Annotated in this window: 27 protein-coding genes; 21 read left to right on the top strand and 6 right to left on the bottom strand. The window is 62.7% G+C overall.

The genetic code is table 11. From position 1 onward, the window contains the following. Positions 1–9: 9 nt before the first annotated feature. The 3 genes from VOI21_RS14905 to VOI21_RS14915 form a co-directional block, all read right to left on the bottom strand. On the bottom strand, positions 10–738 hold the full coding sequence (locus VOI21_RS14905; protein ID WP_323770727.1) for an ABC transporter ATP-binding protein: 729 nt from the start codon (positions 736–738) through the stop codon (positions 10–12). Between the two features lie 137 nt (positions 739–875). Then, positions 876–1,964, bottom strand: a complete 1,089-nt coding sequence (locus VOI21_RS14910) for a Gfo/Idh/MocA family oxidoreductase (RefSeq protein WP_323770728.1) — start codon at positions 1,962–1,964, stop codon at positions 876–878. Then, complete coding sequence (locus tag VOI21_RS14915) at positions 1,961–2,677, bottom strand: GntR family transcriptional regulator (RefSeq protein WP_323770729.1); 717 nt, start codon at positions 2,675–2,677, stop codon at positions 1,961–1,963. The genes VOI21_RS14910 and VOI21_RS14915 overlap by 4 nt, the downstream gene beginning before the upstream one ends. A gap of 129 nt (positions 2,678–2,806) precedes the next feature. Here VOI21_RS14915 and VOI21_RS14920 point away from each other — a divergent pair, with 129 nt between their 5' ends. From VOI21_RS14920 to VOI21_RS14955, 8 genes are all read left to right on the top strand, one after another. After that, positions 2,807–3,961: an LLM class flavin-dependent oxidoreductase gene (locus VOI21_RS14920; protein ID WP_323770730.1), complete on the top strand. Its 1,155-nt coding sequence runs from the start codon at positions 2,807–2,809 to the stop codon at positions 3,959–3,961. After that, positions 3,961–4,845 carry an aldo/keto reductase gene (locus VOI21_RS14925; RefSeq protein ID WP_323770731.1) on the top strand — a complete coding sequence of 295 codons (885 nt, stop codon included), beginning with the start codon at positions 3,961–3,963 and terminating at the stop codon, positions 4,843–4,845. Before VOI21_RS14920 ends, VOI21_RS14925 begins: the two co-directional genes overlap by 1 nt. Then, complete coding sequence (locus tag VOI21_RS14930) at positions 4,845–5,354, top strand: flavin reductase family protein (protein ID WP_323770732.1); 510 nt, start codon at positions 4,845–4,847, stop codon at positions 5,352–5,354. The genes VOI21_RS14925 and VOI21_RS14930 overlap by 1 nt, the downstream gene beginning before the upstream one ends. Positions 5,355–5,434: 80 nt before the next feature. Continuing rightward, entirely contained in the window at positions 5,435–6,031 is a 597-nt protein-coding gene (locus VOI21_RS14935; protein WP_323770733.1) for a TRAP transporter small permease, read from the top strand. A 1-nt stretch (position 6,032) separates the two neighbouring features. After that, entirely contained in the window at positions 6,033–7,601 is a 1,569-nt protein-coding gene (locus VOI21_RS14940) for a TRAP transporter large permease (RefSeq protein ID WP_323770734.1), read from the top strand. A gap of 32 nt (positions 7,602–7,633) precedes the next feature. Further along, a complete protein-coding gene (gene dctP, locus VOI21_RS14945) occupies positions 7,634–8,701 on the top strand; it encodes a TRAP transporter substrate-binding protein DctP (protein ID WP_323770735.1) in 1,068 nt (355 codons plus the stop codon). 193 nt (positions 8,702–8,894) lie between these two features. Then, positions 8,895–9,170 carry a hypothetical protein gene (locus VOI21_RS14950; RefSeq protein WP_323770736.1) on the top strand — a complete coding sequence of 92 codons (276 nt, stop codon included), beginning with the start codon at positions 8,895–8,897 and terminating at the stop codon, positions 9,168–9,170. A gap of 41 nt (positions 9,171–9,211) precedes the next feature. Beyond that, positions 9,212–9,655 carry a DUF3592 domain-containing protein gene (locus tag VOI21_RS14955; RefSeq protein WP_323770737.1) on the top strand — a complete coding sequence of 148 codons (444 nt, stop codon included), beginning with the start codon at positions 9,212–9,214 and terminating at the stop codon, positions 9,653–9,655. 208 nt (positions 9,656–9,863) lie between these two features. Here the strand turns inward: VOI21_RS14955 and VOI21_RS14960 are convergent, their stop codons facing one another. After that, the gene (locus VOI21_RS14960) at positions 9,864–10,517 is read right to left on the bottom strand and encodes a GntR family transcriptional regulator (protein WP_323770738.1); all 654 of its coding nucleotides are present in this window, start codon (positions 10,515–10,517) and stop codon (positions 9,864–9,866) included. A gap of 135 nt (positions 10,518–10,652) precedes the next feature. On the opposite strand from VOI21_RS14960, the gene VOI21_RS14965 reads away from it, so the two are divergent. The 12 genes from VOI21_RS14965 to VOI21_RS15020 all read left to right on the top strand — a co-directional run bounded on the left by VOI21_RS14965 (position 10,653) and on the right by VOI21_RS15020 (position 21,762). Continuing rightward, complete coding sequence (locus VOI21_RS14965) at positions 10,653–11,930, top strand: sugar ABC transporter substrate-binding protein (RefSeq protein WP_323770739.1); 1,278 nt, start codon at positions 10,653–10,655, stop codon at positions 11,928–11,930. A 69-nt stretch (positions 11,931–11,999) separates the two neighbouring features. Beyond that, the gene (locus VOI21_RS14970; RefSeq protein ID WP_323770740.1) at positions 12,000–12,884 is read left to right on the top strand and encodes a sugar ABC transporter permease; all 885 of its coding nucleotides are present in this window, start codon (positions 12,000–12,002) and stop codon (positions 12,882–12,884) included. Beyond that, positions 12,881–13,696 (top strand): carbohydrate ABC transporter permease, encoded by an 816-nt coding sequence (locus VOI21_RS14975; RefSeq protein WP_323770741.1) that lies wholly within the window; start codon positions 12,881–12,883, stop codon positions 13,694–13,696. Before VOI21_RS14970 ends, VOI21_RS14975 begins: the two co-directional genes overlap by 4 nt. Before the next feature lie 15 nt (positions 13,697–13,711). Then, positions 13,712–14,767: an ABC transporter ATP-binding protein gene (locus tag VOI21_RS14980; protein WP_323770742.1), complete on the top strand. Its 1,056-nt coding sequence runs from the start codon at positions 13,712–13,714 to the stop codon at positions 14,765–14,767. Positions 14,768–14,786: 19 nt separating this feature from the next. Further along, a complete protein-coding gene (locus VOI21_RS14985) occupies positions 14,787–15,914 on the top strand; it encodes a hypothetical protein (protein ID WP_323770743.1) in 1,128 nt (375 codons plus the stop codon). After that, complete coding sequence (locus VOI21_RS14990) at positions 15,914–16,711, top strand: HpcH/HpaI aldolase family protein (RefSeq protein ID WP_323770744.1); 798 nt, start codon at positions 15,914–15,916, stop codon at positions 16,709–16,711. The genes VOI21_RS14985 and VOI21_RS14990 overlap by 1 nt, the downstream gene beginning before the upstream one ends. Next, positions 16,701–17,399, top strand: a complete 699-nt coding sequence (locus VOI21_RS14995) for an alpha/beta hydrolase (protein WP_323770745.1) — start codon at positions 16,701–16,703, stop codon at positions 17,397–17,399. Before VOI21_RS14990 ends, VOI21_RS14995 begins: the two co-directional genes overlap by 11 nt. Next, entirely contained in the window at positions 17,396–18,109 is a 714-nt protein-coding gene (locus tag VOI21_RS15000; protein WP_323770746.1) for an RraA family protein, read from the top strand. The genes VOI21_RS14995 and VOI21_RS15000 overlap by 4 nt, the downstream gene beginning before the upstream one ends. A 74-nt stretch (positions 18,110–18,183) precedes the next feature. Beyond that, complete coding sequence (ltnD, locus tag VOI21_RS15005) at positions 18,184–19,086, top strand: L-threonate dehydrogenase (RefSeq protein ID WP_323770747.1); 903 nt, start codon at positions 18,184–18,186, stop codon at positions 19,084–19,086. After that, complete coding sequence (gene otnK, locus VOI21_RS15010) at positions 19,083–20,354, top strand: 3-oxo-tetronate kinase (protein WP_323770748.1); 1,272 nt, start codon at positions 19,083–19,085, stop codon at positions 20,352–20,354. The genes ltnD and otnK overlap by 4 nt, the downstream gene beginning before the upstream one ends. Next, positions 20,351–21,001 carry an aldolase gene (locus VOI21_RS15015; protein ID WP_323770749.1) on the top strand — a complete coding sequence of 217 codons (651 nt, stop codon included), beginning with the start codon at positions 20,351–20,353 and terminating at the stop codon, positions 20,999–21,001. The genes otnK and VOI21_RS15015 overlap by 4 nt, the downstream gene beginning before the upstream one ends. Further along, entirely contained in the window at positions 20,998–21,762 is a 765-nt protein-coding gene (locus VOI21_RS15020) for a hydroxypyruvate isomerase family protein (protein ID WP_323770750.1), read from the top strand. Before VOI21_RS15015 ends, VOI21_RS15020 begins: the two co-directional genes overlap by 4 nt. Before the next feature lie 306 nt (positions 21,763–22,068). Here the strand turns inward: VOI21_RS15020 and VOI21_RS15025 are convergent, their stop codons facing one another. Further along, a complete protein-coding gene (locus tag VOI21_RS15025) occupies positions 22,069–22,554 on the bottom strand; it encodes a tetratricopeptide repeat protein (RefSeq protein ID WP_323770751.1) in 486 nt (161 codons plus the stop codon). Between VOI21_RS15025 and VOI21_RS15030 the strand changes: the two genes are divergently transcribed. Continuing rightward, entirely contained in the window at positions 22,540–23,850 is a 1,311-nt protein-coding gene (locus VOI21_RS15030) for a cytochrome-c peroxidase (RefSeq protein WP_323770752.1), read from the top strand. The two genes, VOI21_RS15025 and VOI21_RS15030, sit on opposite strands and share 15 nt — an antisense overlap. Before the next feature lie 78 nt (positions 23,851–23,928). Here the strand turns inward: VOI21_RS15030 and fcl are convergent, their stop codons facing one another. Beyond that, the gene (gene fcl, locus VOI21_RS15035; RefSeq protein WP_323770753.1) at positions 23,929–24,900 is read right to left on the bottom strand and encodes a GDP-L-fucose synthase; all 972 of its coding nucleotides are present in this window, start codon (positions 24,898–24,900) and stop codon (positions 23,929–23,931) included. Positions 24,901–24,913 lie beyond the last annotated feature (13 nt).

Here is a 24,913-nt window from a genome sequence, read left to right on the forward strand (position 1 = left end):
TGCATCAGATCACCACTGGATCTCTGCGGCGGGCAGTCGGGTGTCGTTTTCCTCGATCCGGTCGATCTTGCCGTCCTGAAACCGGATGACCCGGTGCGCCATTTGCCGGATCGCCGCGTTATGGGTGATGACAACGGTGGTGGTGCCAAATTCGTCGTTGATGTGTTGCAGCGTACCCAGAACCTGCGTCCCGGTCTTGCTGTCCAGCGCGCCGGTCGGCTCATCGCACAACAGCACGTCTGGCCGCTTGGCGATGGCGCGCGCGATGGCGACGCGCTGTTGCTCACCGCCCGACATCTGTGCCGGGAAATGGTCCATCCGGTGACCCAGCCCGACCAGTTCCAGTGCCTCGGCCGGTTTCATTGGCCGCTTGGCCACATCCGTCACCAGTTGCACGTTTTCACGCGCATTCAGCGACGGCACGAGGTTGTAAAACTGAAAGACAAAACCGACGTGATCGCGCCGATAGCGCGTCAGCCGCCGGTCGCCCGCATCGGTCAGTTCGGTCTGCCGGAACCAGAACCGCCCGCCAGAGGGCCGGTCCAGTCCGCCAAGGATGTTCAGCAGCGTCGACTTGCCAGACCCGGACGGCCCCAGCAGAACCGTCAGCTCCGAGCCGTACAATTCCAGATCCACGCCCGCCAGCGCGTGCACCTTCACCTCTCCGGTGTCGTAGACCTTGGTAAGCCCTTCTGTACGAAAGACCACCTCTCGGGCCGTGCCCTCGGGTTGCGTCATGACCTGCTCCGCGTTTCGCGTGCAATTTGCCGTCAGAAATCCCTGCGCGTCATGATCCGTGTCAAGGCAGGCCGCATTCTTTCGCGGAAATGCGGCCATCGCCTCTGTTGCGGGCAGTTTCCCACCGGCAAATCAGGTCAGAGCGTGACCGCCTGCCCCGTTGCGGCGCTTTTTTGTGCCGCCAACCCGATCCGCACCGCCGCAATGCCGTCCGCCAGCGAGACCTCGGGGCCGCCCTCGCCGCGCACAACCGCGTTGAACCGTTCGTGCTGGTAATAGGTCGATCCGTTGTGATCGCCTGCCTCCAGCAACGCCGCGTCCACCGGCACGTCGATGACACGCGGCCCCTTTGGCACGCGCGGTGATACGATCACCTGCGGCACCGGGGCCGCGCCCAGATGCGCGGGCCAGAACCGCCCCGGCCCCGGCACCCGCGCCTCGATCTTGCCCGCCGGACCCATGGCGCTGATCTCTTCTTGATAGCGCGCGCCTTCGGCGAACATGCACAGTTCCAGCATCGCCCGCGCGCCCCCCGCAAAATCGAGGATCACATAGCCGTTGTCCCAGATGTCCGGCGCGCGACCGTCATAGGTCTCGTCCTTGTGGTTCACCGCCTGCCCGGCGCTGGCCATGACGCGCACCGGCTCATCCCGCAGGATCAGCCGCATCAGGTCAAAGAAGTGACAGCATTTCTCGACCAGCGTGCCGCCGCTGCGGGAATTGAACCGGTTCCACGCGCCGACCTTGGGAAGGAACGGAAAGCGGTGCTCACGGATCGTCAGCATGGAAATCCCACCCGTCGCCGCCTGCGCCTCATCGCGCAACAATGCGATGGGCGGCATATAGCGGTACTCCATCGCCACCCAGACCGGCGCGCCGTAACTGGCCGCGAAACCGGTCAGGAACGCCTCATCCTCGGGCGCGGTGAACAGCGGCTTTTCGCACAGGATCGGCAGGGCGCGCGTCGCCGCGATCTGGCGCAGTTGCGGCACGTGGCAATCGTTCGGGCTGACGATGACCAGCGCGTCCAGATCCTGCACCGCCAGCAACGCCTTCAGCGTGTCGCAGACCTGCGCGCCGCCCGCCAGGTCCGCCGCACTGAGCGCCAGATCGCGCATCGGGTCATGCACCGCCGTCACCCGGCCATTCGGCAACAGGTTGATGTTCTGGATATGCTCACGGCCCATCATCCCGCAGCCGATCACACCGTAACGCACCATGCTCATGCCTTGCCGATCCTGTTGATGTAAATGACGGTGTCCGCGTCGAACCATGTCCGCGAGAATTCCACCGGCGCGCCCGCGCTATCGCGCGCGATCCGTTCCACATAGCCCGCCGCAGCCCCCGCGACAGGCGGGAACCGGGCATCGCCCCAGTCGGGCACCGGGGCGAAACTGACCCGGTCCTCTGCCGAGAGGATCACCAGACCCAGCCGCTCACGGTAGAACAGGTACAGCGACTCCGACACGTCCTCTGCCGCGATCTCTGCCGCCTGCGCCCCGTCCAGCCAGATCTCTTCCAGCGCCGCCGGAACCCCGCCAAGGAATCGCAACCGGCGAAAGCGCCAGCCCGCATCCGATGGTCCGAACGCAGTCACCCCCGGCGGTTTCGGCAGGCGATCCACCCCCAGAAACTCCGCCGTCGGCAGCCCGCCCCCGGCCTTCAGCTCCAGCCGCAGCATCGAATAGATCGAGGCCACGCCGCCCCGCGCCCGCACGTAATTTCCAGACCCCTGAACGCGATCCAAAAGACCCTCGTTCGACAGCGTTTCCAGTGCCTTGCGCAGCGTCCCCACCGCGATTCCCAACTGCTCCGCCATCTCGCGCTCGGGCGGCAGCCGCGCGCCATCCGCCAGCCGTCCGGCTGCGATGTCACGGATCAGCATTTCGCTGATCTGGGCGTGCTTGGGCAACGCCGCCGAGGTCCGTCCCCGCGTCAAGCCTGTCTCCTCCACCGGATGCCCACATTTCAGGCATCGAAAATTAATACACTATTGATGCATTAATTCCCGGATGCTACGCAAGAAGAAATCGCCGCCGAATCCGGCGCAGTTTTGGGAGACCCCGACATGACCGTCGTGCCCGTCACCTCATCCGATCTCGACGCGTCAGAGGTCAGCTGGTTCTCGGCCCTGTGCTCGGACGACTACCGTTATCTTGGCGTGCCCGACGGCGCGCTGCGGTCCTCCTTTGAACATTGCCGCGACATCGTGCTGGAGGCCGAAAATCAAGGTTTCCGCAACATCCTTGCGCCGTCCTCGTATCAGATCGGACAGGACACCCTGTCCTTTGTTGCGGGCATGGCCCCGCTGACCAGCACCATCAACATGCTGGCCGCCATCCGCTGCGGTGAGATGCACCCGATCATGCTGGCCCGGACCGTTGCCACGCTGGATCACATGATGAAGGGACGGCTGACACTGAACGTGATCTCCTCTGACTTCCCCGGCGAAACGGCAGACAGCGGCTATCGCTACCAACGCTCCCGCGAGGTGGTGCAGATCCTCAAACAGGCGTGGACGCAGGACGAGATCAACTTTGACGGTGAGATCTACAATTTCAAAGGCCTCACCACCGACCCGGCAAAACCCTATCAGACCGGCGGCCCGCTACTGTACTTCGGCGGCTATTCCCCCGCCGCGCTGGACCTGTGTGGCGAACACTGCGACGTCTACCTGATGTGGCCGGAACCCAAGGACACCCTTGCCCAGCGCATGACCGACGTGAACGCCGTGGCCGCCCGCTATGGCCGCACGCTGGACTACGGGTTGCGCGTCCACATGATCGTCCGCGACACAGAGGCAGAGGCCCGCGAATATGCCGACAGCCTCGTATCCAAGCTGAATGACGAATACGGCCAGTTGATCCGCAACCGCGCCCATGACAGCGGCTCTTTGGGGGTCTCGCACCAGGCCCGCGCCCGCGAACTGGCGGATAAATTCGGCTATGTCGAACCCAACCTCTGGACCGGCGTCGGGCGCGCACGCTCTGGCTGTGGCGCGGCGCTGGTCGGCTCTGCCGATCAGGTGCTGTCCAAGATCGAAGAGTACCGCAAGATGGGCATTCGCGCCTTTATCTTCTCGGGCTATCCGCACATTGATGAATGCAAATATTTCGGCAAACTGGTCATGCCAGAGCTGAAAACCTGTTCGCTGCCGCATGAATATGGCCGCGTCCCAAACGAAACACCGGCAACGCCGCTTGGCGTGGGAGAGCGCAAATAATGCAACGCGTAGACCTGCAACAGGGGCTAAGCTTTAGCCGCATCGTTTATGGCATGTGGCGTCTGGGCGACGATACCGACACCTCCCCCGCCCATGTCCGCGCCAAGATCGACGCCTGCCTTGAACAGGGCATCACCACGCTGGATCAGGCCGATATCTACGGCGGCTATGAGGCTGAGGAAATTCTTGGCGCGGCCATGACGCCGGACCTGCGGCAAGAGGTCGAAATCGTCACCAAGTGCGATATTGTCGCCCCGGTGGGCCGTTACGCCGACGCGCCGGTGAAATACTATGACACCAGCCGCGCGCATATCATGGCCTCGGTCGATCACTCGCTGCGCCTGATGAAGATCGAACAGATCGACCTGCTGTTGATCCACCGCCCCGATCCGATGATGGACCACCGCGAAACCGGGGCCGCGCTGGATGCGGTCGTGGCCTCTGGCAAAGTCCGCGCCGTGGGGGTGTCCAACTTCAAGCAGCACGATTGGACGCTGCTGCAATCGGCCACCAAGACTCCGCTGGTCACCAACCAGATCGAACTCAGCCTAAGCGCGCTTGACGGGTTCACCAACGGCGATCTGGCCTATCTTCAGGAACGCGGCATCGCGCCGATGGCATGGTCGCCGCTGGGCGGCGGCGCATTGATGAGTTCCAACACCGCGCTGACCAAGGTCATGGACCGCATCGCCGCCGATCAGGGCGTCGACCGCGCCGCTGTGGCCGTTGCATGGCTGCTGGCGCATCCCGCCGGTATCCTGCCCGTCATGGGCACCAACACGATTGAGCGGATCAAACGCTTTTCCGCCGCCTTCAAGGTCGACATGACGCGCCCGCTGTGGTTCGAGCTTTATACCGCCGCGCAGGGACATGAGGTTCCGTGATGGACGGCGACTGGAGCCACGCGATGCAGGCCTTTGACCCCAGCGAGGATTCCCGCGCCTTTCGCGCCGCACTTGGCAGTTTTGCCACCGGCGTGACCGTCGTGACCGCCTCTGGCCCCCGTGGGCCGGTCGGGATCACCGCGTCCAGCTTTGCCAGCGTGTCGCTGGACCCGCCGCTGGTGCTGTGGTCGCCACAGAAAGCCTCGCGGCGCTTTCCCACTTTCCGGGATGCGCGCCACTACGCCATCCACGTCCTCGACGGGCACCAAAAGGACATCTGCAACGGCTTCACCCGTGACGCCTATGCCTTTGACGGCTTTGACTGGGCGGCGGATGATAACGGCGTGCCGCAGATGGCCGATTGCCTTGCCCGGTTCGATTGCCGCCAAGAGGCCGTGCATGACGCGGGCGATCATGTGATCATCGTGGGCCGCGTCCTTGGCGCGGCCTTCCGGCCCGGCCTGCCCTTGCTGTTTCAGGGCGGCCGTTTCGTCAGCCTCAAAGGCTGACACCACAAGGGGACCGGGGCATCAAGATCCCGGCCCGAACGACAAGGGGCGCATCACGCCCCGCTTTTGGGAGGAGCGCCATGCCGGTGCTGCTGATACTGCTTTGGCCGCTGGAGCGGCTGAACACGGGCATCCTGTCCGTGGGCCGGGTCATCGCGGTGCTTGCGCTGGCGATCATGGTCTGCCTGATCCTTGGCCAGATCTTCTGGCGCTACGCGCTCAACGACGCGCCCAACTGGACAGAGGAAGGCGCGCGGTTCGGGATGCTCTGGCTGGTCGGCCTGATGGCCCCGCTGGCCTACCGCCAAGGCGGGTTTGTCGCCATCGACATGCTGGAACGCGCCCTGCCCCGGCTGCTGGCCGCGCTGCTGACGCTGGTCCTGCTGGCGATCTCCCTCTGGGTGCTGGTCATCGCGTGGGACAAGGGCCTGAACAACCACGTCGACAGCCTCTCTGGTCGCGGCTGTTCCTCTTCTCTGCGCTGGCCTTTCGGGATCGAGATCGGCAAGTGCAAGGCCAAGTTCGCCAACCAGTATCAATACGCGGCGCTTTGGGTCGGGGTGAACCTGCTGATCCTCGTCAACGTCGAGCTGATCCTGCGCCAACTCATCACCCTTCTGGGCGGCGGCGATCGCCTGACCCGCCTGAACACGGACGAAATGGCGGGGGCCGACTGACATGCTGATCTGGTTCCTGCCCGTCTTCCTGATCCTCATCATGATCGGCCTGCCGGTGGTCTTTGCCCTGCTCGCCGCGCCTTTTGGCCTGCTGGTGATGGACGACCAATCGCGCCAACTTTCGGTCCTCTACCGCAACCTCTACAACGGCATGGACAGCTTTCCCCTGATGGCGCTGCCCTTCTTCATGCTGGCCGGTGAGGTGATGAACCGCGGCGGCATCACCATCCGCCTTGTCGAGTTCAGCCAAGCCATCATGGGTCACCTGCGCGGCGGCCTTGCCCACGTCAACATCCTGTCCTCGATCCTCTTTGCGGGCCTGTCCGGGTCCGCCGTGGCCGACACCTCGGCCCTTGGGTCCACCCTGATCCCGGCGATGGAGAAGAACGGCTACACCCGCCGCTTTGCCGCCGCGATCACCGCCGCCAGTTCCGTCATCGGCCCGATCATCCCGCCTTCGGGCATCATGATCATCTACGCCTATGTCATGGGCGAATCCGTCGCCGCCCTGTTCCTTGCGGGCATCGTGCCGGGCGTCCTTGTCGGGGTCGGCCTGATGGTCATGGTGCGCCTCATGGCAGACCGCTACGACCTGCCCAAGGCCGAACGCATCGTCCACCGCAACCAGACCATCAGCACAACCGAATACTGGGTCAGCTTTGCCCTTGTCCGCCTCAACACCGGCGGGCTGCTGATGGCCGCCTATTCAGGCCTTGCCGTCCCCCTCGGCCTCGCCCGCCTCGATGACAACGGCGACAAGATCCACAGCCTGAACCTCTGGATCGTCTTCGCGCTGATGCTGGTGATCGCCCACGCGCTGATGATGTACTGGCGTCGCAACGTCGACCCTGACTTCCGCATCATCTGCAAAAAGGCCGCCGCCCCGCTGCAAACCCCCATCATCATCCTTGGCGGTATCCTGATCGGCGTCATGACCCCGACAGAGGCCAGCGCCGTCGCCGTCGCCTATGCGCTGGTTATCAGCTTTCTCGTCCTGCGCTCCATGACCCTGCGCGACCTCGGCCAGGTCCTGTCCCGCTCGGCCCTGTCCACCTCCGCCGTCCTGCTGCTGGTCGGCGCGGCGGTGGCGTTCAAAACCGTGGTCTCGCTGTCGCACGCGCCGCAAATCCTGACCGACATCATCCTTGGCCTGTCGGAAAACCCGCTGGTGCTGCTGTTCCTCATCAACATCCTGCTGTTCATCGTCGGCATGTTTCTGGACGCAGGCCCCGCCATCATCATCCTTGGCCCGATCCTTGGACCGATCTTTGTGCAACTGGGCGTCCACCCCGTCCACTTCGCCATCATCATGAGCGTCAACCTCACCGTCGGGCTGGCCACGCCGCCCATGGGGCTGGTGCTGTTTGTCGCCTCCACCGTCAGCCGCGAAAAGGTCGAAACCATCGCACGGGCGATCCTGCCCTTCCTCGCGGTTGAGGTTCTGGTGATCTTCATGATCACCTATTTTCCACCGATCTCCATGACCGTCCCCTATCTGGCGGATTTCATCAAATGTCCGCCAGATGCCGGTTTCATGGCCTGCATCAGTCCGGCACCGCTACCCAAGTAACCAGAAACGACAGCACCTAACGGGAGGTACTCATGCTGAAACATCTCTTCACCGCGGCGACCTTCGCCGCCACAACCCTGACCGGCGGCGCAGCCTTTGCCGCCGCACATGGCGATCCGATCAAGATCGTCGCCACTGCCAACTCGAACGAGGCGGATGAGGACTACGCCGGCCTGATCGTGTTCAAGGACTACGTCGAGGCCGCCTCGAACGGCGCCATCGAGGTTGAGATCTACATGGGCACGCAGCTGTGCTCGACCGGCGCGGAATGTATCGAGGGCGTGGCAGAGGGCTCCATCGACGTCTACATCTCCACCTCCGGCGGCGCGGCCGGCATCTTTCCCTATGTGCAGGTGCTCGACCTGCCCTACCTGATGGCCAATGACCGCATCGCCGAAAAGGTGCTGACCGGCGATTTTGTCCGCACCATGCGCAACATGGCGCTGGAGGACAGCGACAACACCGTGCGCCTGATGACCATCGGCAACACCGGCGGCTGGCGCAACTTTGCCAATACCAAGCGCCGCATCACCTCGCCCGCCGACATGGAAGGGCTGAAAATCCGCACCGTGGTTGCCGACCTGCCGCAGGAACTGGTCAAGGCTCTGGGCGCTGCCCCCACCCCGATCCCTTGGCCGGAACTGTTCACCTCGTTCCAGACCGGCGTCGTGGACGGATCGAAAAACGGCATCACCGACATCATGGGCATGAAGTTCCCCGATGCGGGCCTGCAATACGTCACGCTGGACGGCCACGCCTACATGGGCGCGCTGTGGTGGATGAGCAATGAAAAGTTCATGGGCATGGATGACGACATGAAGCGCGTCGTGGTGGACGGCTTCTATGCGCTGCAACAGGCCACCTTTGCCGCGCCCAAACGCGGCGCGATCCAGGCCTATGCCGATTTCGTCGAAGGCGGCGGGGACATCTACGTCCCCTCGCCCGACGAAAAGGCAGCCTTTGCCGAGGCCGCCAAGCCGGTGCAGGACTGGTTCCGCGCGAATGTAGACGGCGGCGACAAGATCCTCGATGCGCTGATCTCGGCCGTGGCACAGGCCGAGGCAGAGCTTGCCTCGGATTACGGCGCGGACCTGCAATAAGCGGGCTTGGGGCCCGTGCCATGACACCGGCCAAGCTGTGACAAACCTAACGGCCCCGAAGGCATCTTCGGGGCCGTTCTTACGACCGCCCCTCTACGCCGCTGTCCAAACTGACGTTACCGTGTGACAGTGGGCGGGCTGACACCAACGCGCTTTTTCCACGCATGACTTTTTCATCGAAGAGGACTCCAACATGTTTTTCACATTCCGCGCCGTGTTTTCCGCCCTCGCCCCGTCCTTGGCCCTCTCGCTGACCCTTGCCAGCACCGCACAGGCCTACACGATCCTTCTGGAGGATGATTACAACGGCGGCGAATACGGCAGTATCTGGGGCAAATGTCAGGACGGCGAGGAATTTGAGGTGCGCTGGCTGACCGAAGACGGCAATATCTCGTATTCCATCGGCACCAACGTCAGCGACGACCAATACACCCTGATCCGCGATTTCTGCGGCGACCACGGGGGCTGAACCGACCGCCCCTTTGATAGACTTTGCGGAAGGGCAACAGCATGGACACACTGCCGGACTGGGTGCTTGCCGTCATCATGCTGTTTTGCATTGCGCTGGCGCTGTTGTTCGCGGTCTTGGGCTTTGGCGTCCTGCGCAGCGCGTTGCGGGCGCTCAAACATGGCACGTGGGTTGTCGGCACCGTGATTGAGGTCAAGCAGATCTACCACGCCGGTCAGGTCAACTCACAGAAATTCTCGTATCAGCCGATTTATGAGTTCGCGGCCCCGGACGGCTTACTCCTGCGGGGCGAGGCCGGCAGCTATGACCATACCAACGGCACCATGGTCGGAAGCCAGCAAAAGATTCTGGTGGATTTTGAAAAGCCCGACATCGTGTACGTGTCGCGCTGGACCCGGCTGGTGTTCGGCGCGGTCATGCTGCTGTTCGGCCTGGGCTGCGCGGCATTTCTGGCGCTCTGGGGGACGGTCGCGTTCCAAGGGTGACCCAGCACAACCGACAGTCCGGACGTAGCGCCCCTAAGCGTGCAAAGGTTAACGACTCGTAAAATCGTCTCTGTAAGCCATTGATTTCAAACACAGGTAGCCTTGTCCACGCGTGGACACGCCTTTTCCGGCCCACCCCTTGGGTCACTCCCACCTCAAAATATTCCGGCGGCTCTACCTCTCCTCAAACCCGCCAGAACCGCGCCTCTCAGGCTGATGCCGCCCGCGCGCCGAACCGACGCTCATAAAGCGTGCGATACGCCTCGGCAGAGGCGGGAAGGTGCGCACGAACCGCTTTGACAAGCGCCTCGGTCGACGTGCCGCGCATCGCATCGATGATGTCGAAATGCTGGGTCACGATCGTCTTCATGTGGTCCGCATCGTCATATTTGACCACCCGAATAGGCTGCGCGGCCCGGGCGTGACTGCCGATCAGGTCGGCAAGGCGCGGGTTGCCGCAGCAGGAATACTGCACCTCGTGGAACTCTTGGTTCAGCCAGAACACGGCGCGGAAATCCTTTTCCTTCGAGGCCTTTTCATGCCTCCGCGCAATATCTTCGAGCCGGTCGATAAGGTCCGCGGAACAGGGCAGTTGGGTGCGCTCTGCCGCTGCGCTTTCCAGAACGATTCTCACATCATACAGCGCATCGACTTCGTCAGGGGTGAACTCGACGACCTCGACCCCTCGGTTAGGCCTGCGGACCAGCAACCCCCGGGCTTCCAGCGCCGCAAAGGCGTTCCGGACCGCGTGTCGTTTGGCATCGTAACGCTCCATCACGCGATCTTCGATGATCCGCGCGCCCGGGGCGAAGAATCCAAAAATGATATCGTTTTCCAAGTCTTCGGCCAAAGAGTCTGGCATTTGGGTGCTCCGCTGGATGCCTTGACACTCCCTTAGCACAGGCACCGTCGCCGCACCACGATATTATTATCGATAATCTTATTGACGAAATGACCTGACTTTGCGTACTCTCGCCGAAACAACCGGGAGGACGACATGAGATCCATTACCAGCACCCTTGCGATCGTAGCTTCGCTCTTTGGCGCGCAGGCATTCGCCTGGGAAGCCACCGAGGGACGCCCCTATGACGGGCAGACCGTCAACGTGCTCGCAGTGAAGTCGAGCCAGTTCGAAGCGCATGAGGCACGGGTGGCCGCCTTCGAAGACGCAACGGGGATCGACGTCGTCTATGACTACGTGCCCTTTCCCAACATGAAAGAAGCCCTGACCACGGAAATGGTCGCCGGGGGCGGCGACTATGACGTCGTGTCGATCATGGATCAGTGGGTGCCGTCGCTTCAGATGCTGATACAGCCGATCGGCGACGAAATCGCGGCGCAGGGCGCCGATCTGGGCGACTTCCCCAAGGCACACCTTCGGCACGGCATGCTGAACGGAGAGCTTGTCGGCCTGCCGGTTCGCGGCCATGTCCAACTGCTGTTCTATCGGAAAGACCTTCTTGAGGCCGCGGGCGTCACGCCGCCGCAGACCTGGGAAGACATGGTCACAGCCGCCAAAGCCATTCAGGACAGCAGCGATGCCGCTGGCGTGGCCTTGCCCTATGGCAAGCTGAACGGCCAGAACCTGATGGTCTGGATGAACCTGCTCTGGGGCAAGGGCGGCGATCTGTTCGATGCTGATGGCAACCCGATCTTCAATTCTGATGCGGGCGTCGCGGCAACGGACATGTATGTGGCCTTTTTGCGAAACGACAAGATCGCCCCGGCCGGATCAGCCGTCTTTGTCGAACAGGACGCCGTCAACAGCTTCAAGCAGGGCAATTCGGCGATGCTGCCGGTCTGGTGGTGGGTCCGCTCGCAGCTGACCGATCCAGAACAGTCGAAACTGACGACCGATCAGGTCGGCTTTACCTCCCTGCCCGCGGTGGCCGGTGCGGATCGAACCACCTTTACCAACACGTGGATTTTCAGCGTCACCGCCGAGTCCAACAACAAGGGCGCGGCGGCGGAATTCCTCGGTTGGCTGACCGACCCGGCGCTGGAGCGCGACGTGCTGCTTGACCCCGCTCTCAGCGAAGTCGTGGCGGTTCATATGTCAAACCTCACCGACCCGGATGTAAATGCGCGCTGGGGCGGGATGCATCAGGCCGCGGCCGATGCACTGGCAACCGCTGACGGCGTCGACTTCGGAGACAACTGGCCGCGCATCTCGGAAATCCTCGAAACCGCGATTTCCAGCCTCGCCTCGGGTGAGGAAAGCGACACCAAGGCAGCGCTCGACAAGGCCGCCGCAGAGATCGCCGCGATCCGCTGACCCCACAGAAAGGGGCGGGCTGCATGGCACCTGCCCCTTTTTTTACGCAACATGACACGGAGACCTGTCGTGAAAGAGCGCACACTGTCCTACTTGCTACTGGTCCCGGCCTTCGTGATCGTCTTGGCGACAACGTTGTATCCCTTGGCCTATTCCTTCATCACGTCGTTTCGGGAATGGGACCTGACCAAACAGCGGCGCCCCGGAGGCTTTGTCGGGGTCGAAAACTATGTCCATGCCGCGTCAGAAAGCGGCTTTCAGAATTCCCTCTGGGTCACCACGATCTTTGTTGTCACCAGCGTCATCCTGACCCTGATCCTTGCAATGTCGCTTGCCCTGTTGCTGCGTCGCAAAGGCCGGATGCACACCTTTACACGGATCATTCTGATCCTTCCCTTCGCCATGAGCCCGGCCCTGATCGGCGTCAGCTACCGGTTCATGTTCAACCCGGAATTTGGCGTCCTGGCCAAAGGGATCGGCGCGATTTTCCCGTGGCTGGAGGGCACCCCCTGGCTGGCGGATCCCGACCTTGCCATGGCGATCCTTGTGTTGACGGACGTTTGGCACTGGACGCCCTACATGACCTTCATGTGCCTTGGCGGTCTGGCATCGATCCCACGCGAAACCGAAGAAGCCGCCCGCATCGACGGCGCGTCCAACCTGCGCATCATCTTTGGGATCGTCCTGCCGCAAATGCGCGGCGTGCTGATGGTCACGGCAGTTCTGAAAACGATTTTCGCGCTCAAGATGTTCGATCAGGTCGTGACCCTGACCGGCGGCGGGCCGGGCACCTCGACCGAAACCATGGCCTTCTTCATCTTCAACGTCGGCTTCAAGTGGTTCGATATGGGCTATGCCTCGGCGCTCGCGTGGATCCTGACGGCGATCATGATGCTGATCTCGGCCTGGTATGTCCGCATGCTTCTCAGTGAACGAAAGATGGCAACCGCATGAAACGACTTCTCGCTTGGTGGGGGGAACGCGCCCTTCTGGTTCTGATCTCGACCGTGGTGCTGTTCCCGATCTCGTGGATGTTCCTCACCGCGTTCAAACAGCCCCGCGATGCGTATTCGGTGTCGCTGAACTTTGCGCCGACGCTGCAAAACTTCGTCACCGTCTTTTCGGACCCCTGGAACCTGGGCAGCATGGTGATGAACTCGGTGATCGTGGCAACCGTGACGGTTGCGATCGCCGTGCCCTGTGCGTCACTGGCGGCCTATTCCTTCTCCCGGTTTCGGGTCCGTGGCCGCAAGTTCCTGTTCTTCCTGATCCTGTCGACGCAGTTCATTCCTGCGGTGGTGGTTGTGCTGCCCTTCTTTCTGATGTTCCGCAGCCTTGGCCTGCTTGATACCCGGATCGCGCTGATCATCGTCAACCTCGCCATCGTGACACCCTTTGTGATCTGGATGATCAAAGGGTTCATCGATGCAATTCCCTCCGACAGCGAAGAGGCCGCGATGATCGACGGGGCGTCCCGCCTGCGCGTGATCAAGGACATCGTCCTGCCGATGGCGGCGCCGGGCATCCTGACCTCGTCGATCTTCTGCTTCATCCTGACATGGAACGAGTTCCTCTTCGCACTCATCCTCTCACGTCGGGATGCGGTCACGTTGCCGGTGGGGCTTGTCAGCTTTCGCACCGAACGTGGCGACCTTTGGGAATTGATGAGCGCGGCGGGCGTCATGATCACCGTTCCGATCTTCATCATGGCCCTCCTAATCCAGAAACATTTCACGCGCGGCATGACGGCCGGCGCGGTCAAGTAAACAAAGGAACCCCCTATGGCCGAGGTCCGTCTCGTCGACATCGAAAAGCGCTATGGCAACTTTCTTGCCGTTCCAAAACAAACCCTGACCATTGAAGAAGGCGAATTCCTGGTGCTGCTTGGCCCCTCGGGCTGCGGCAAGACCACAACCATGCGGATGATCGCCGGGCTGGAGGACATCACCTCTGGCGACCTGATGATCGCGGGCGAAAAGGTCAACGACAAGCCACCAAAGGACCGCGACATCGCAATGGTGTTCCAGAACTACGGCCTGTATCCGCACATGACCGTTCGCCAGAACATCGAGTACCCGCTGAAACTGCGCGGCATGGATAAGGCCGCGCGCAGGAAACGTGTTCAGGAGACCGCCGACAAGGTCGAACTTGGCGTTCTTCTGGACCGGCGGCCTTCGGAACTGTCGGGCGGACAGCGACAGCGCGTGGCTCTGGCCCGCGCCATCGTCCGGACGCCCAAGATCTTCCTGATGGATGAGCCCCTGTCGAACCTCGACGCCAAACTGCGCGTCACGATGCGGGCCGAGTTGAAGCATCTGCATCACGAACTGGGCGTGACCACGGTCTATGTCACGCACGACCAGATGGAGGCGATGACGCTGGCCAGCCGGGTGGCGGTCATGCGCGAAGGCCGGATCGTGCAATTGGACACGCCCAAGCGGATCTACGCCGAACCTGCCGATCTCTTCGTTGCTGGCTTTATCGGATCGCCGTCGATGAACCTGATCGACGGCTCGGTTCGGGGCGGCAAGTTCCGCGCCGAAGGGATCGAGGTGCCGGTATCGCTTGCCGACCGCGATGACGTTGTGCTGGGCATCCGGCCCGAAGAACTGGCGCTGTCACCAGACGCCTCCGCGCCGATCGGTGGCAAGCTTTACGCGCTGGAGCTGACGGGCGACAGCACGCTGGTCACGCTGCGCGCAGGCAAGACGTCGATTTGCGCCCGCGGCCCGGCCGATTTCGAGGCCCCCATCGATTCCCCCTGTCACCTCACGCCCAAACCGGGCGCCCGTTTCCACCTGTTCGACCGCAAGTCCGGTCAGCGGGTAGACGGCTGAAATCTCGAAAGGAAAACGCATGGCAACCATGACGCAAGAACAAGCCGACGCGCGGCACGTGAAACGGGATGACTACGTGTCTTGCACGGTCGCGTTCATCGACTGCAAGAAGCCCGGGTCGCATCTGAAAGAGAACTATTCGATCATCGGCCCGGGTGTGACCTCGTCGGATGAGCAGATCATCAACCTGCCCGAAGCGCACGGTTTCAACATCGGCGCGGCAGCCATGCCCAACGGGATCACCAACAACCTGCACATCCACTTCACCGCCGAGGTGTTCATCGTCCAGCGGGGGACATGGACCTTCCGCTGGGGATCGCAGGGCGAGAACGAAGTGGTCGGCCAAGCCGGGGATATCGTCTCTGTGCCGACATGGATTTTCCGCGGCTTCACCAATTCCGGGCCGGATGACGGCTGGCTCTTTACGATACTGGGGGGCGACAACACCGGTGGCGTGATCTTCCACCCCGAGATCATCCGCGAAGCCGCCGACTACGGGCTCTACATTTCCTCCGACAACCGGCTGATCGACACCTCTCGTGGCGATGACGTGCCAACAGAGGACGGCCGCATTCCGCCAATGCCGGATCAGGACGTGGCCGATCTGCGCGAGGTGTCGCGCGAAGAGATGCTGTCGCGGGTCGTCGCCCGTGACAACCGGGATTTCCGGCCGGGCTTTATTGATCAGGCCTCTCCGGGGGGCGGTGCCCAGATCGCGCCGGTCATCGGCTACGGGATCACCCAGAACCGTGAACACAGCGCTCCGATCACCAATCCGCACGGCTTTTCGACCGAATGGCTGCGTCTTCAGCCGGGGCAATCGGTCGGGCCTTTCGCGATTGATGACAAGATGGTGCTGATCGGACACGAAGGCCGGTTTCGTCTTGAACTCGCAGATGGCGATGACGTCTCTGTCGATGTGGACGCTTGGGATACCTACTCTGTCCCCGGCGGGATCATGCGGTCGATAACTGCGCTGGGTGACACCCCGGTCGAGATCCTCGTCGTTGTCTCGGGCGACCATCGCAAGCGCCCGACCTTTGCGCCAGCGGTGATCAAGGCGGCGCAGGACGCCGGGCTGGGGCTGGATGCCAGCGGGTTCGTCGCCAAGGCATCGCTGTTGCCCGTCTATGGGCGGGCCAGCTGATGCGCCCCAACCAGATAAGAACGCGCCTGAAGGCCGGAAAGACTGTCGTCAACGGCTGGCTGTCCATCGGGTCCAGCTATTCCGCCGAGGGCGTTGGCCATAGCGGCGTGCATTCGGTCACGGTCGATCTGCAACATGGGATGTTGGATTTTTCCGACGCCTTGACGATGATGCAGGCGATTTCATCAACACCAGCCACGCCCCTTGTGCGCGTTCCTTCACTGGATGCGGCAAAGATCATGCATCTTCTGGACGCGGGGGCGTACGGGATCATCTGCCCGATGATCTCGACGCCGGAACAGGCGGCGGAACTGGTCGCGGCCTGCCGATATGCCCCAAATGGCAAACGCAGCTTTGGGCCGTCGCGCGGCTTTCTCTATGGCGGTTCCGATTATGTGGCCACCGCCGATGAGACGATCATGGTCATCCCGATGATCGAGACCGCCGAAGCGGTCCGGCGGATCGACGAGATTCTGGACGTCGGCGGGATCGACATGGTCTACGTCGGTCCGAATGATCTGGCGTTCGAACTTGATGGCCATGTCGGCTACCCGCGTCCAAAGTCCGAAACGGCACTTGGCGAGGTTCTCAAAGCCGCCAACAGTCGCGGCATTCCTGCGGGGATTTTCTGCGGATCGGCGGAAGAGGCCCGCGACCGTGCCACCCAAGGGTTCCAGCTTGTCACCCCAGCCAACGATTTCGCCCACCTGACCCGCAGTATGAAAGACGCAGTGCGCGTGCTGGCCGATGACACGCTCGCACCTCCGGCCCAAGCTGTCGCAAAGCATGGCTATTGACGACCTGCGCAACCGCGACTGGGTTCTGTTGCCCGGAACATTGTGTACCGGCGACGTCTTTCGCGGGTTTCTGGATGCATTGGGCATAGCCGCTGCGCGTAGGAAACCGGTGTCCTTGTGTCACCCTGAAATCGCCGCCTACCAGACCGCTCTGACGTCTCAGTCTGAGGGCAGCATCATTTGCGGGTTCTCCCTTGGGGCGATCGTTGCGGCGCACCATGCGGACCGGCTGTCCGCGCACCGGATCATCCTGTTTGGGGTGAATCCCTTTCCCGATGATCCGGCAAAGGAGGCTGGGCGGCATGACCTTGCCCGCGATGTCATGGCGATGGGCGGCGCGTCTGCCCTGGGGGCACGCCTGCCTCCGCTTCTGGGGGCCACCCCTGATCAGGCCCGCGCCGATCTGCTTGCCATGGCCGACGCCACCGCCCCGGAGATCGAGGCGCAGACACACCTTGCGCTGACCCGGCCCGGCGCGATTGCGGCCCTGTCGCGCGCAGTGCCGCCGGTCCTGATCCTGACCGGGGCCGAAGACCGCATGACCCCGGCAGCGCAGGGACAGGCCGCGGCAGAGGCCGCACCGTGCGGCCGGTTCAGGCTGCTGCCGCAGCTTGGTCATTATGCCTTGATGGAAGACCCTGCCGCCTGTGCGCAGGCCGTTGTCGCGATGGAGGACACATTTCGATGAGGTCGCTGGATCATGATGAAGCCCTGATTGAACGGCTGAAAACCCACGATACGCCGACGATCTGCAATGCAATCGAAGTGGCCCAAGGCCGCCGTGGGTTTGACGGCTTCACGCAGCGGACAATGCATTGGTCTGCGCCGTCCGACCGCCGCATTGTCGGCTTTGCGCGCACCGCGCGCATCGCGGGACGCCTCCCGCCGCAAGACCCTCCCGAGGTTATCCGGTCGCGTCGGATGGAATATTTCCGGTCGATGGCAAACGGCCCAAGACCCGGAATTGCGGTGGTCGAGGATATGGATGGTGACGCCGCCTTCGGGGCTTGGTGGGGTGAGATCCACGCGCAAATCCACGACAAGGTCTTTGGCTTGAACGGTGCCGTGACCAACGGCGTCATGCGCGACCTCGACGACATGCCTCAGGGCTTCCCGGTCTTGGCCGGAGCGATTGGTCCCAGCCACGGTTTCGTGCATGTCCAAGAGATCGGCACGCCGGTGCAGGTGTTCGGCATGACCGTCCACGAGGGCGATCTGATCCACGCGGACCGACATGGCGCTGTCAACATTCCGAGTGATGTGCAGGACACGCTGATCGCGGCGCTTGATCGGCTCCTTTCATCAGAAGCCATCGTCCTTTACCCCTTGCAGGAGGGGCCAGTCGATTTCGCTCAATTCGAGGCCCTCTGGGCGCGTTTCGAACGGGCGAGGACATGACACGCGGCGCGCGACCACCTAACGTGGCACGCCAAACACATTGCGGGGGATGAGAATTGGGCAAGGATCAAAACATGAAACTGGCGGTCATCGGGCTGGGCTCAATGGGCTATGGCATCGCCAAGTCAGCGCTGCGCGGCGGGCACTCTGTCTGGGGCGTCGACATCAATCCGGACGCCGTGGCGCGGTTCCAGGGCGACGGCGGGCAGCCCGGCGGCATTGACGCCCACGCGGACCAGCTTGATGCGGTCATCGTTGTCGTCCTGAACGCCGCGCAGACAGAGACGGTGCTTTTCGGACCCGACGGTATCGTTCCCCGTTTGCGCCCGGGCGCTGCGGTCTTGTCCAGCGCGACAGTGCCGCCGGATTTCGCCCGGCAAATGGCCGCGCGCTGCGAAGACCACGGCGTGCATTATCTTGACGCGCCGATCTCTGGCGGGTCGATCAAGGCGGCAGAGGGGCGTTTGTCCGTCATGGCCTCGGGCACGCCAGAGGCGTTCGCGGCGCTGCGCGGCGCGCTCGACAGCATCGCGGAAACCGTCTTCGCGCTTGGAGATACCCCCGGGACCGGCAGCGCGATGAAGGCGGTGAACCAGATGCTAGCGGGGATACACATTGCCGCCATGGCCGAGGCGATGACCTTCGGAATGACCCAAGGCATTGCGCCAGAAACCTTTGTCGACGTCATCAGCAAATGCGCGGGCACCAGCTGGATGCTGGAAAACCGGGCACCGCATGTGGTGGCGGGCGATTATGCCCCCCACAGTTCCGTCAATATCTGGCCCAAGGATCTGGGCATCGTGCTGGACATCGCGCACGGCGCAAAGTTCGGCGCGCCAGTCACCGCCGCCGCCCTGCAGCAATTCCTTGTCGCCGCCGGAATGGGGCTGGGTGCCGAGGACGACGCCGCCGTGGCCAAAGTATACGCCCGGAACGTCGGGCTGACCCTGCCCGGCGACGCGGAGCGGAACCCATGACCACGATCCTTGGCTGCATCGCGGATGATTTCACCGGTGCCACAGACCTTGCGGGCCTGCTGGCGCGCAGTGGCGTGCGTGTCTCTTTGCGGATCGGAATCCCGTCAGAGCCGCCAGACGAAACCAGCCCGTTCGAGGTGATCGCCCTGAAATCGCGGACCGCGCCCGTCGATCAGGCCGTCGCCGAGGCCCGCGCCGCTCTGGCATGGCTGCAACGCGCAGGCGCCCAGCGGTTTTTCTGGAAGTATTGCTCCACTTTCGACAGCACGCCCGAGGGCAACATCGGACCGGTGGCCGAGGCGCTGATGGCCGAGCTTGGCACCGAACAGACGATCTATTGCCCCGCTTTCCCCGAGAATGGCCGCGCGATCTTTATGGGCAACCTCTTTGTCGGGCAGCAGCCGCTGGCCGAAAGCCCGATGAAGGATCACCCGCTGACCCCCATGCGCGACAGCAATCTTTTGCGACTGCTGGCCCCACAGGTCACACGGCCCGTCGGCCTTGCGGACCGGCTGACAGTGGACAAGGGGGCGGACGCTCTGCGCAACGCTCTGGATGAGCACGCGCGAAACGGTATCGCCCATGTCGTCGTCGATGCGGTTGCCGATGCGGACCTGTCGGTCATTGCCAAGGCCTGTCGCCACATGCCGCTGATGACAGGCGGATCGGCCGTCGCCATGCCGCTGCCTGCGCTCTACCTTGCGGACGGGCTGTTGTCAGCGGATGCACCGCGCATGGCGGTGCCGCAGATCCCGCCACACAGCGTTGTTCTGTCAGGCAGTTGTTCGGCGATGACCAACCGGCAGGTCGCAGCCTATCTTGACACCGGCGCACCCGCATACCAGCTGGACCCGCTTACCTTGGCACAAACCGGGCAAGAACCAGTCTTGGACTGGTTGGCAGGCCAGGACCTTGGTCGCGCGCCGCTGATGTATGCCACTGCCGATCCGGACAGCGTGCGGGCGACGCAAAAAGAGCTCGGCGTGGCGAAGGCCGGTGAGATCATCGAAAAGACGCTGGCCGCTTGTGCTGTTGCCGCGCGGGATGCCGGCGCGCGGCGGATCATCGTCGCAGGTGGCGAGACATCCGGCGCGGTGACACAGGCACTCGGGGCGGATCGGCTGGACATCGGCGCGGAAATCGCCCCCGGCGTCCCGTGGACATTCTGTCGTTCGGGCGGGCATCACATCGCCCTGACGCTCAAATCGGGGAACTTTGGTGAGGCGACGTTCTTTACCGACGCACAAGAGGTCCTCAACACCCAATGACCGCAGAGACCCGCCTGAGAGAGCAGATTTGCCTGCTTGCCAAATCCATGTTTGACCGTGGCCTGACCGGTGGCAGCACCGGCAATATCTCTGCCCGGACGCCGGACGGGGGGCTGTTGGTCAGTCCGACCGGGACAAGCTTTGGCAGGCTCGATCCGGCCCGCCTCAGCCGCTTCGATGACAGCGGAACGCTGGTCGATGGCGATCCGCCGACAAAGGAAATGCCGTTGCATCAGGCGTTCTACGACACCCGTTCGACAGCCGGTGCCGTTGTCCACCTGCACTCGTGTCATTCGGTTGCGCTTTCGATGATGCCGGACGTGGATGTCGACAACTTCCTGCCGCCGCTCACGCCCTATGCGATCATGAAATTGGGCAAGGTCAAGCTGTTGCCGTTCTTCCTGCCCGGAGATGCCGGGATGGGCGAAGCGGTGCGCGGCTTGGCGGGCAAAAGGTCTGCCGTCATGCTGGCAAACCACGGTCCCGTTGTTGCGGGCAAAGACGTCGAGGCCGCATGTAATGCGATTGAAGAACTCGAAGACACGGCACGGCTTGCGATGATGACACGTGGCATGTCCCCGCGCAGCTTGTCAGACAGCGAAGTGGCCAATCTGGTCAAAACGTTCAATGTGGAGTGGGACCAATGAAGTTTTCAGCGAACCTTGGATTTCTTTGGACCGAGCTTTCGCTGCCAGAGGCGATAGAGGCCGCTGCATCCGCTGGCTTTGACGCCGTGGAATGCCACTGGCCCTATGACACGCCCGCGGCAGACGTCGCCGACACCCTGCGCCGGACCGGTTTGCGGATGCTGGGTCTCAACACGCGCCGCGGCGATGTCGCTGCGGGTGACAATGGTCTGGCCGCGTTGCCGAACCGGATCGACGACGCCAGAGCCGCCATAGACGAGGCGATCGCCTATGCGCGCGCCATAGAGGCCGCTTGTATTCATGTCATGGCTGGCTTTGCGCAGGGGCAGCAGGCTCATGCGACGTTCTGCGATAACCTTTCCTACGCATGCAGTGCCGCCGCGCCATATGGCATCACGATCCTGATCGAACCTTTGAACCGGTACGACGCCCCCGGCTACTTCCTGACAACGACCCAACAGGCCATCTCGATCATGGATGACGTCGGGGCCGCCAACCTGAAGCTGATGTTCGATTGCTACCATGTGCAATTGATGGAAGGGGATCTCAGCCACCGGATCGAGTCCTTGCTGCCCCGCATCGGTCATATCCAGTTCGCTTCAGTCCCTGACCGCGGTCCGCCCGATCAGGGAGAGCTGCGCTATGAGCATCTTTTCAACCTGATCGCCAAACTGGGATACACGGCACCGCTGGGTGCCGAGTACAAGCCGCAAGGCCCAACCGAAAAGACACTCGGCTGGCTGCCGCGTTATCGGGACTGACTGCGGCGTAGTCTAACTCTAGCCGACCCGTCCTGATGCCTGCGGATTTTCCACCTTTGGTTTGTCCGCCCTTGGACGGTCAGCCTCCCTATCCGCGACTGACAAAAACCCCTCTTGCGGACAAGGTCCGGTTTGCGCCGACCTGTCCAACGGCGGCTTCCGGATGCCCAAAAATCACAGGCTGTCAACGAACCGCAGCCACGTCCGCGCAAGGCACAAAGGTTAACGATCTCTAAATTCGCCTCTGTAACCCCTTGATTTTCCATAGGCGCAAAGCTGTCCACGCGTGGACACGTCCTTTTCGCCTCACCGAAACGGATACATCCAGACCCGATAATCCTCGACCAGAACCTGCGCCCTTTTCCGCGCGTCCCGGCCCATCCTCGGGGTCAATTCCTCCAATGAATCCGGCGCGTCCACATCCCCCCCGATGGCCGACAAAGCATACCAAAGATAGGCCCGCACAAGGTCCGGCGCGGGCATCCCAAGGCCCAGTTCATAATACCACCCCAGCCCCGATTGCGCCCCCGGATGGCCCTTCATCGAGGCCCTCAGATACCATTCAAACGCCCGCTCCGGGTCCTTTTCCACGCCCAATCCCAGCGCATACATCACCCCGATCAATTCCTCCGCGTCGGCATTGCCCGACCGCGCCAGCACCCGAAACTGATCCATCGCGGCGGAAAACGCCCCCGCCTCCATCAAATCGCGCGCCTCCTCCAGATCGGCGGCCAAAACAGGACTTGAGAGCGCCAGCAACCCTGCCAGAATGATCCCATGCGCCTGTCTCATGCCCTGCATCTTCTCTGCTTCCTCATCCTCACCGGCCCTTCCCGGGCCGACCCCATCACGATGGATGATTTCCTGAGCGTCGACCCGGCGCAAGCCCGCTTGGGCCAGCTTTTGTTCTACGACCCCATTCTCAGCGGCAATCGCAACATCTCCTGCGGGACATGCCATCACCACAGCCTCGCCAGCGGTGACGGCCTCAGCCTTGGCATCGGCGAGGGCGGGCGCGGCCTTGGCCGGGACCGAACGCCCGGAACCGGCCCCGAAGCGATCCGCAAACGCATCCCCCGCAACGCCCCCGCCCTGTGGAACCTTGGCCACAAATCCGTGCGTGTCCTCTTTCACGACGGACGGCTGGAAATCTCGGACCAATACGGCAACGGCTTTGACAGCCCGGCTGAGGAATGGCTGCCGCAGGGACTGAACAGCATCCTCGCCGCGCAGGCGCTTTTCCCCCTGACCGCCCAGTTCGAGATGGCAGGCAACGTGGGTGAGAACGACGTCACCGGCGCGGTCCACGACCGGATCGACCTTGGCTGGCCTATCATCGCCAAACGCGTGCGCACGATCCCGGAATACGGCGCGCTGTTTGTCGGGGCCTACGATCACATCGACACCCCGGCGGAGGTGACGATTGTCGAGATCGGCAACGCGCTGGGGGCCTTCATGGCGTCGGAATGGATCAGCATCGACAGCCCCTATGATGCCTGGCAACGCGACGGCACGCCCTTGCCAGGCAACGCCGAACGCGGACGCCAATTGTTCTTTGGCAAGGCCCAGTGCAGCACCTGCCACTCCGGCCCGCTTTTCACCGATCAAGAGTTTCACGCGCTAGGGCTGCCCGCCTTTGGGCCGGGGCGGACGCGGGCATTTGACCCGATGCCCCGAGACGTCGGCCGGATGGGGGAGACGAACCTGATAGAGGACGCGTACCGCTTTCGCACGCCCTCGCTGCGCAACGTCGCACTGACCGCGCCCTATGGCCACAACGGGGCCTTTGCCTCACTCGATGGGATCGTGCGGCATCACCTTGATCCCGGAGCCAGCGCGGACGCGTGGCAAGTGGCCGAGGCCGCGCTGCCGGATGTGCCGTGGCTGGCCGAGGGTGATTTTCTGATCCGACAGGACAGCCGCGAGATGGCACGACAAGCGCGGGCGCTAGACGTGCGCCCCCTGCCCTTGTCAGACGCAGAGGTCGCGGAACTTGTGGCTTTCCTGCACGCGCTGACCGGGCAAAGCGTGACTGCGCGGCCTCTGGGTCGGCCTGACCGTGTCCCCTCCGGCCTGCCGATTGACTGAGTTTCGAACCTGAAAAAGAAAACGCGCCGTACCCAAGGCACGACGCGTTTCACTGTCAATTGTGGGCCGGAGACAAGGTCAGCGGCGAAAGCTGTCCTGATTGTCGAGGAACCACTGGTATGTTTCGCGCACACCGTTTTCGAGATCGATCGACGCCTTCCAGCCCATATCGGCAAGGCGGCTGACATCCATCAGCTTGCGCATGGTGCCGTCAGGCTTTGTCCGGTCCAGCTCGATCTTGCCTTTGTAGCCGGTCACCTCGGCCACCATCTGCGCCAGTTCCAGAATGGAGACATCAACGCCGGAGCCGACGTTGATATGGCTCAGCTGCGGCTGGGTGTTGGAATCGTAGGTTGCCTTGTCCAGATCCATCACGAACAGCGACGCGGCGGCCATGTCATCGACGTGCAGGAACTCACGCCGCGGCTTGCCGCTGCCCCAGATCACCACCTCATCTTTGCCCTCTTGCGCGGCTTCGTGAAAGCGGCGGATCAAGGCCGGCATCACATGGCTGTTTTCCGGGTGAAAGTTGTCACCGGGGCCATATAGGTTGGTCGGCATGACCGAGCGATAGTCCACCCCATATTGACGGTTGTAGCTTTCGCAGATCTTGATGCCCGCAATCTTGGCAACCGCATAAGGCTCATTCGTGGGCTCCAGAGGGCCGGTCAGCAGCGCCGCCTCACGCATTGGCTGCGGCACGGCCTTCGGATAGATACAGGACGACCCCAGCTGCAACAGCCGCTCCACCCCCGCCTCCCAAGCGGCGTGGATCACGTTACACTGCACCATCAGGTTGTCGTAAATGAACTCTGCCGGATAGCTGTTGTTGGCCAGAATGCCGCCGACCTTGGCCGCCGCAAGGATCACGATGTCCGGCTTTTCGGTCATCATGAAGTCCCGGACCGCCACCTGATTGGTCAGTTCCAGCTCCGCGTGGGTGCGGGTGACAAGGGTGATGTCCTCCCCCGCCGCCTGTCGCTGCTGGAGCTGGCGAGTGATCGCGCCCCCTACCATACCGCGATGGCCTGCTACGTAGATCTTGGGCATAATGTGCCTCCTG

The organism is Antarctobacter sp. (assembly GCF_034670325.1).
Classification (GTDB): domain Bacteria; phylum Pseudomonadota; class Alphaproteobacteria; order Rhodobacterales; family Rhodobacteraceae; genus Antarctobacter.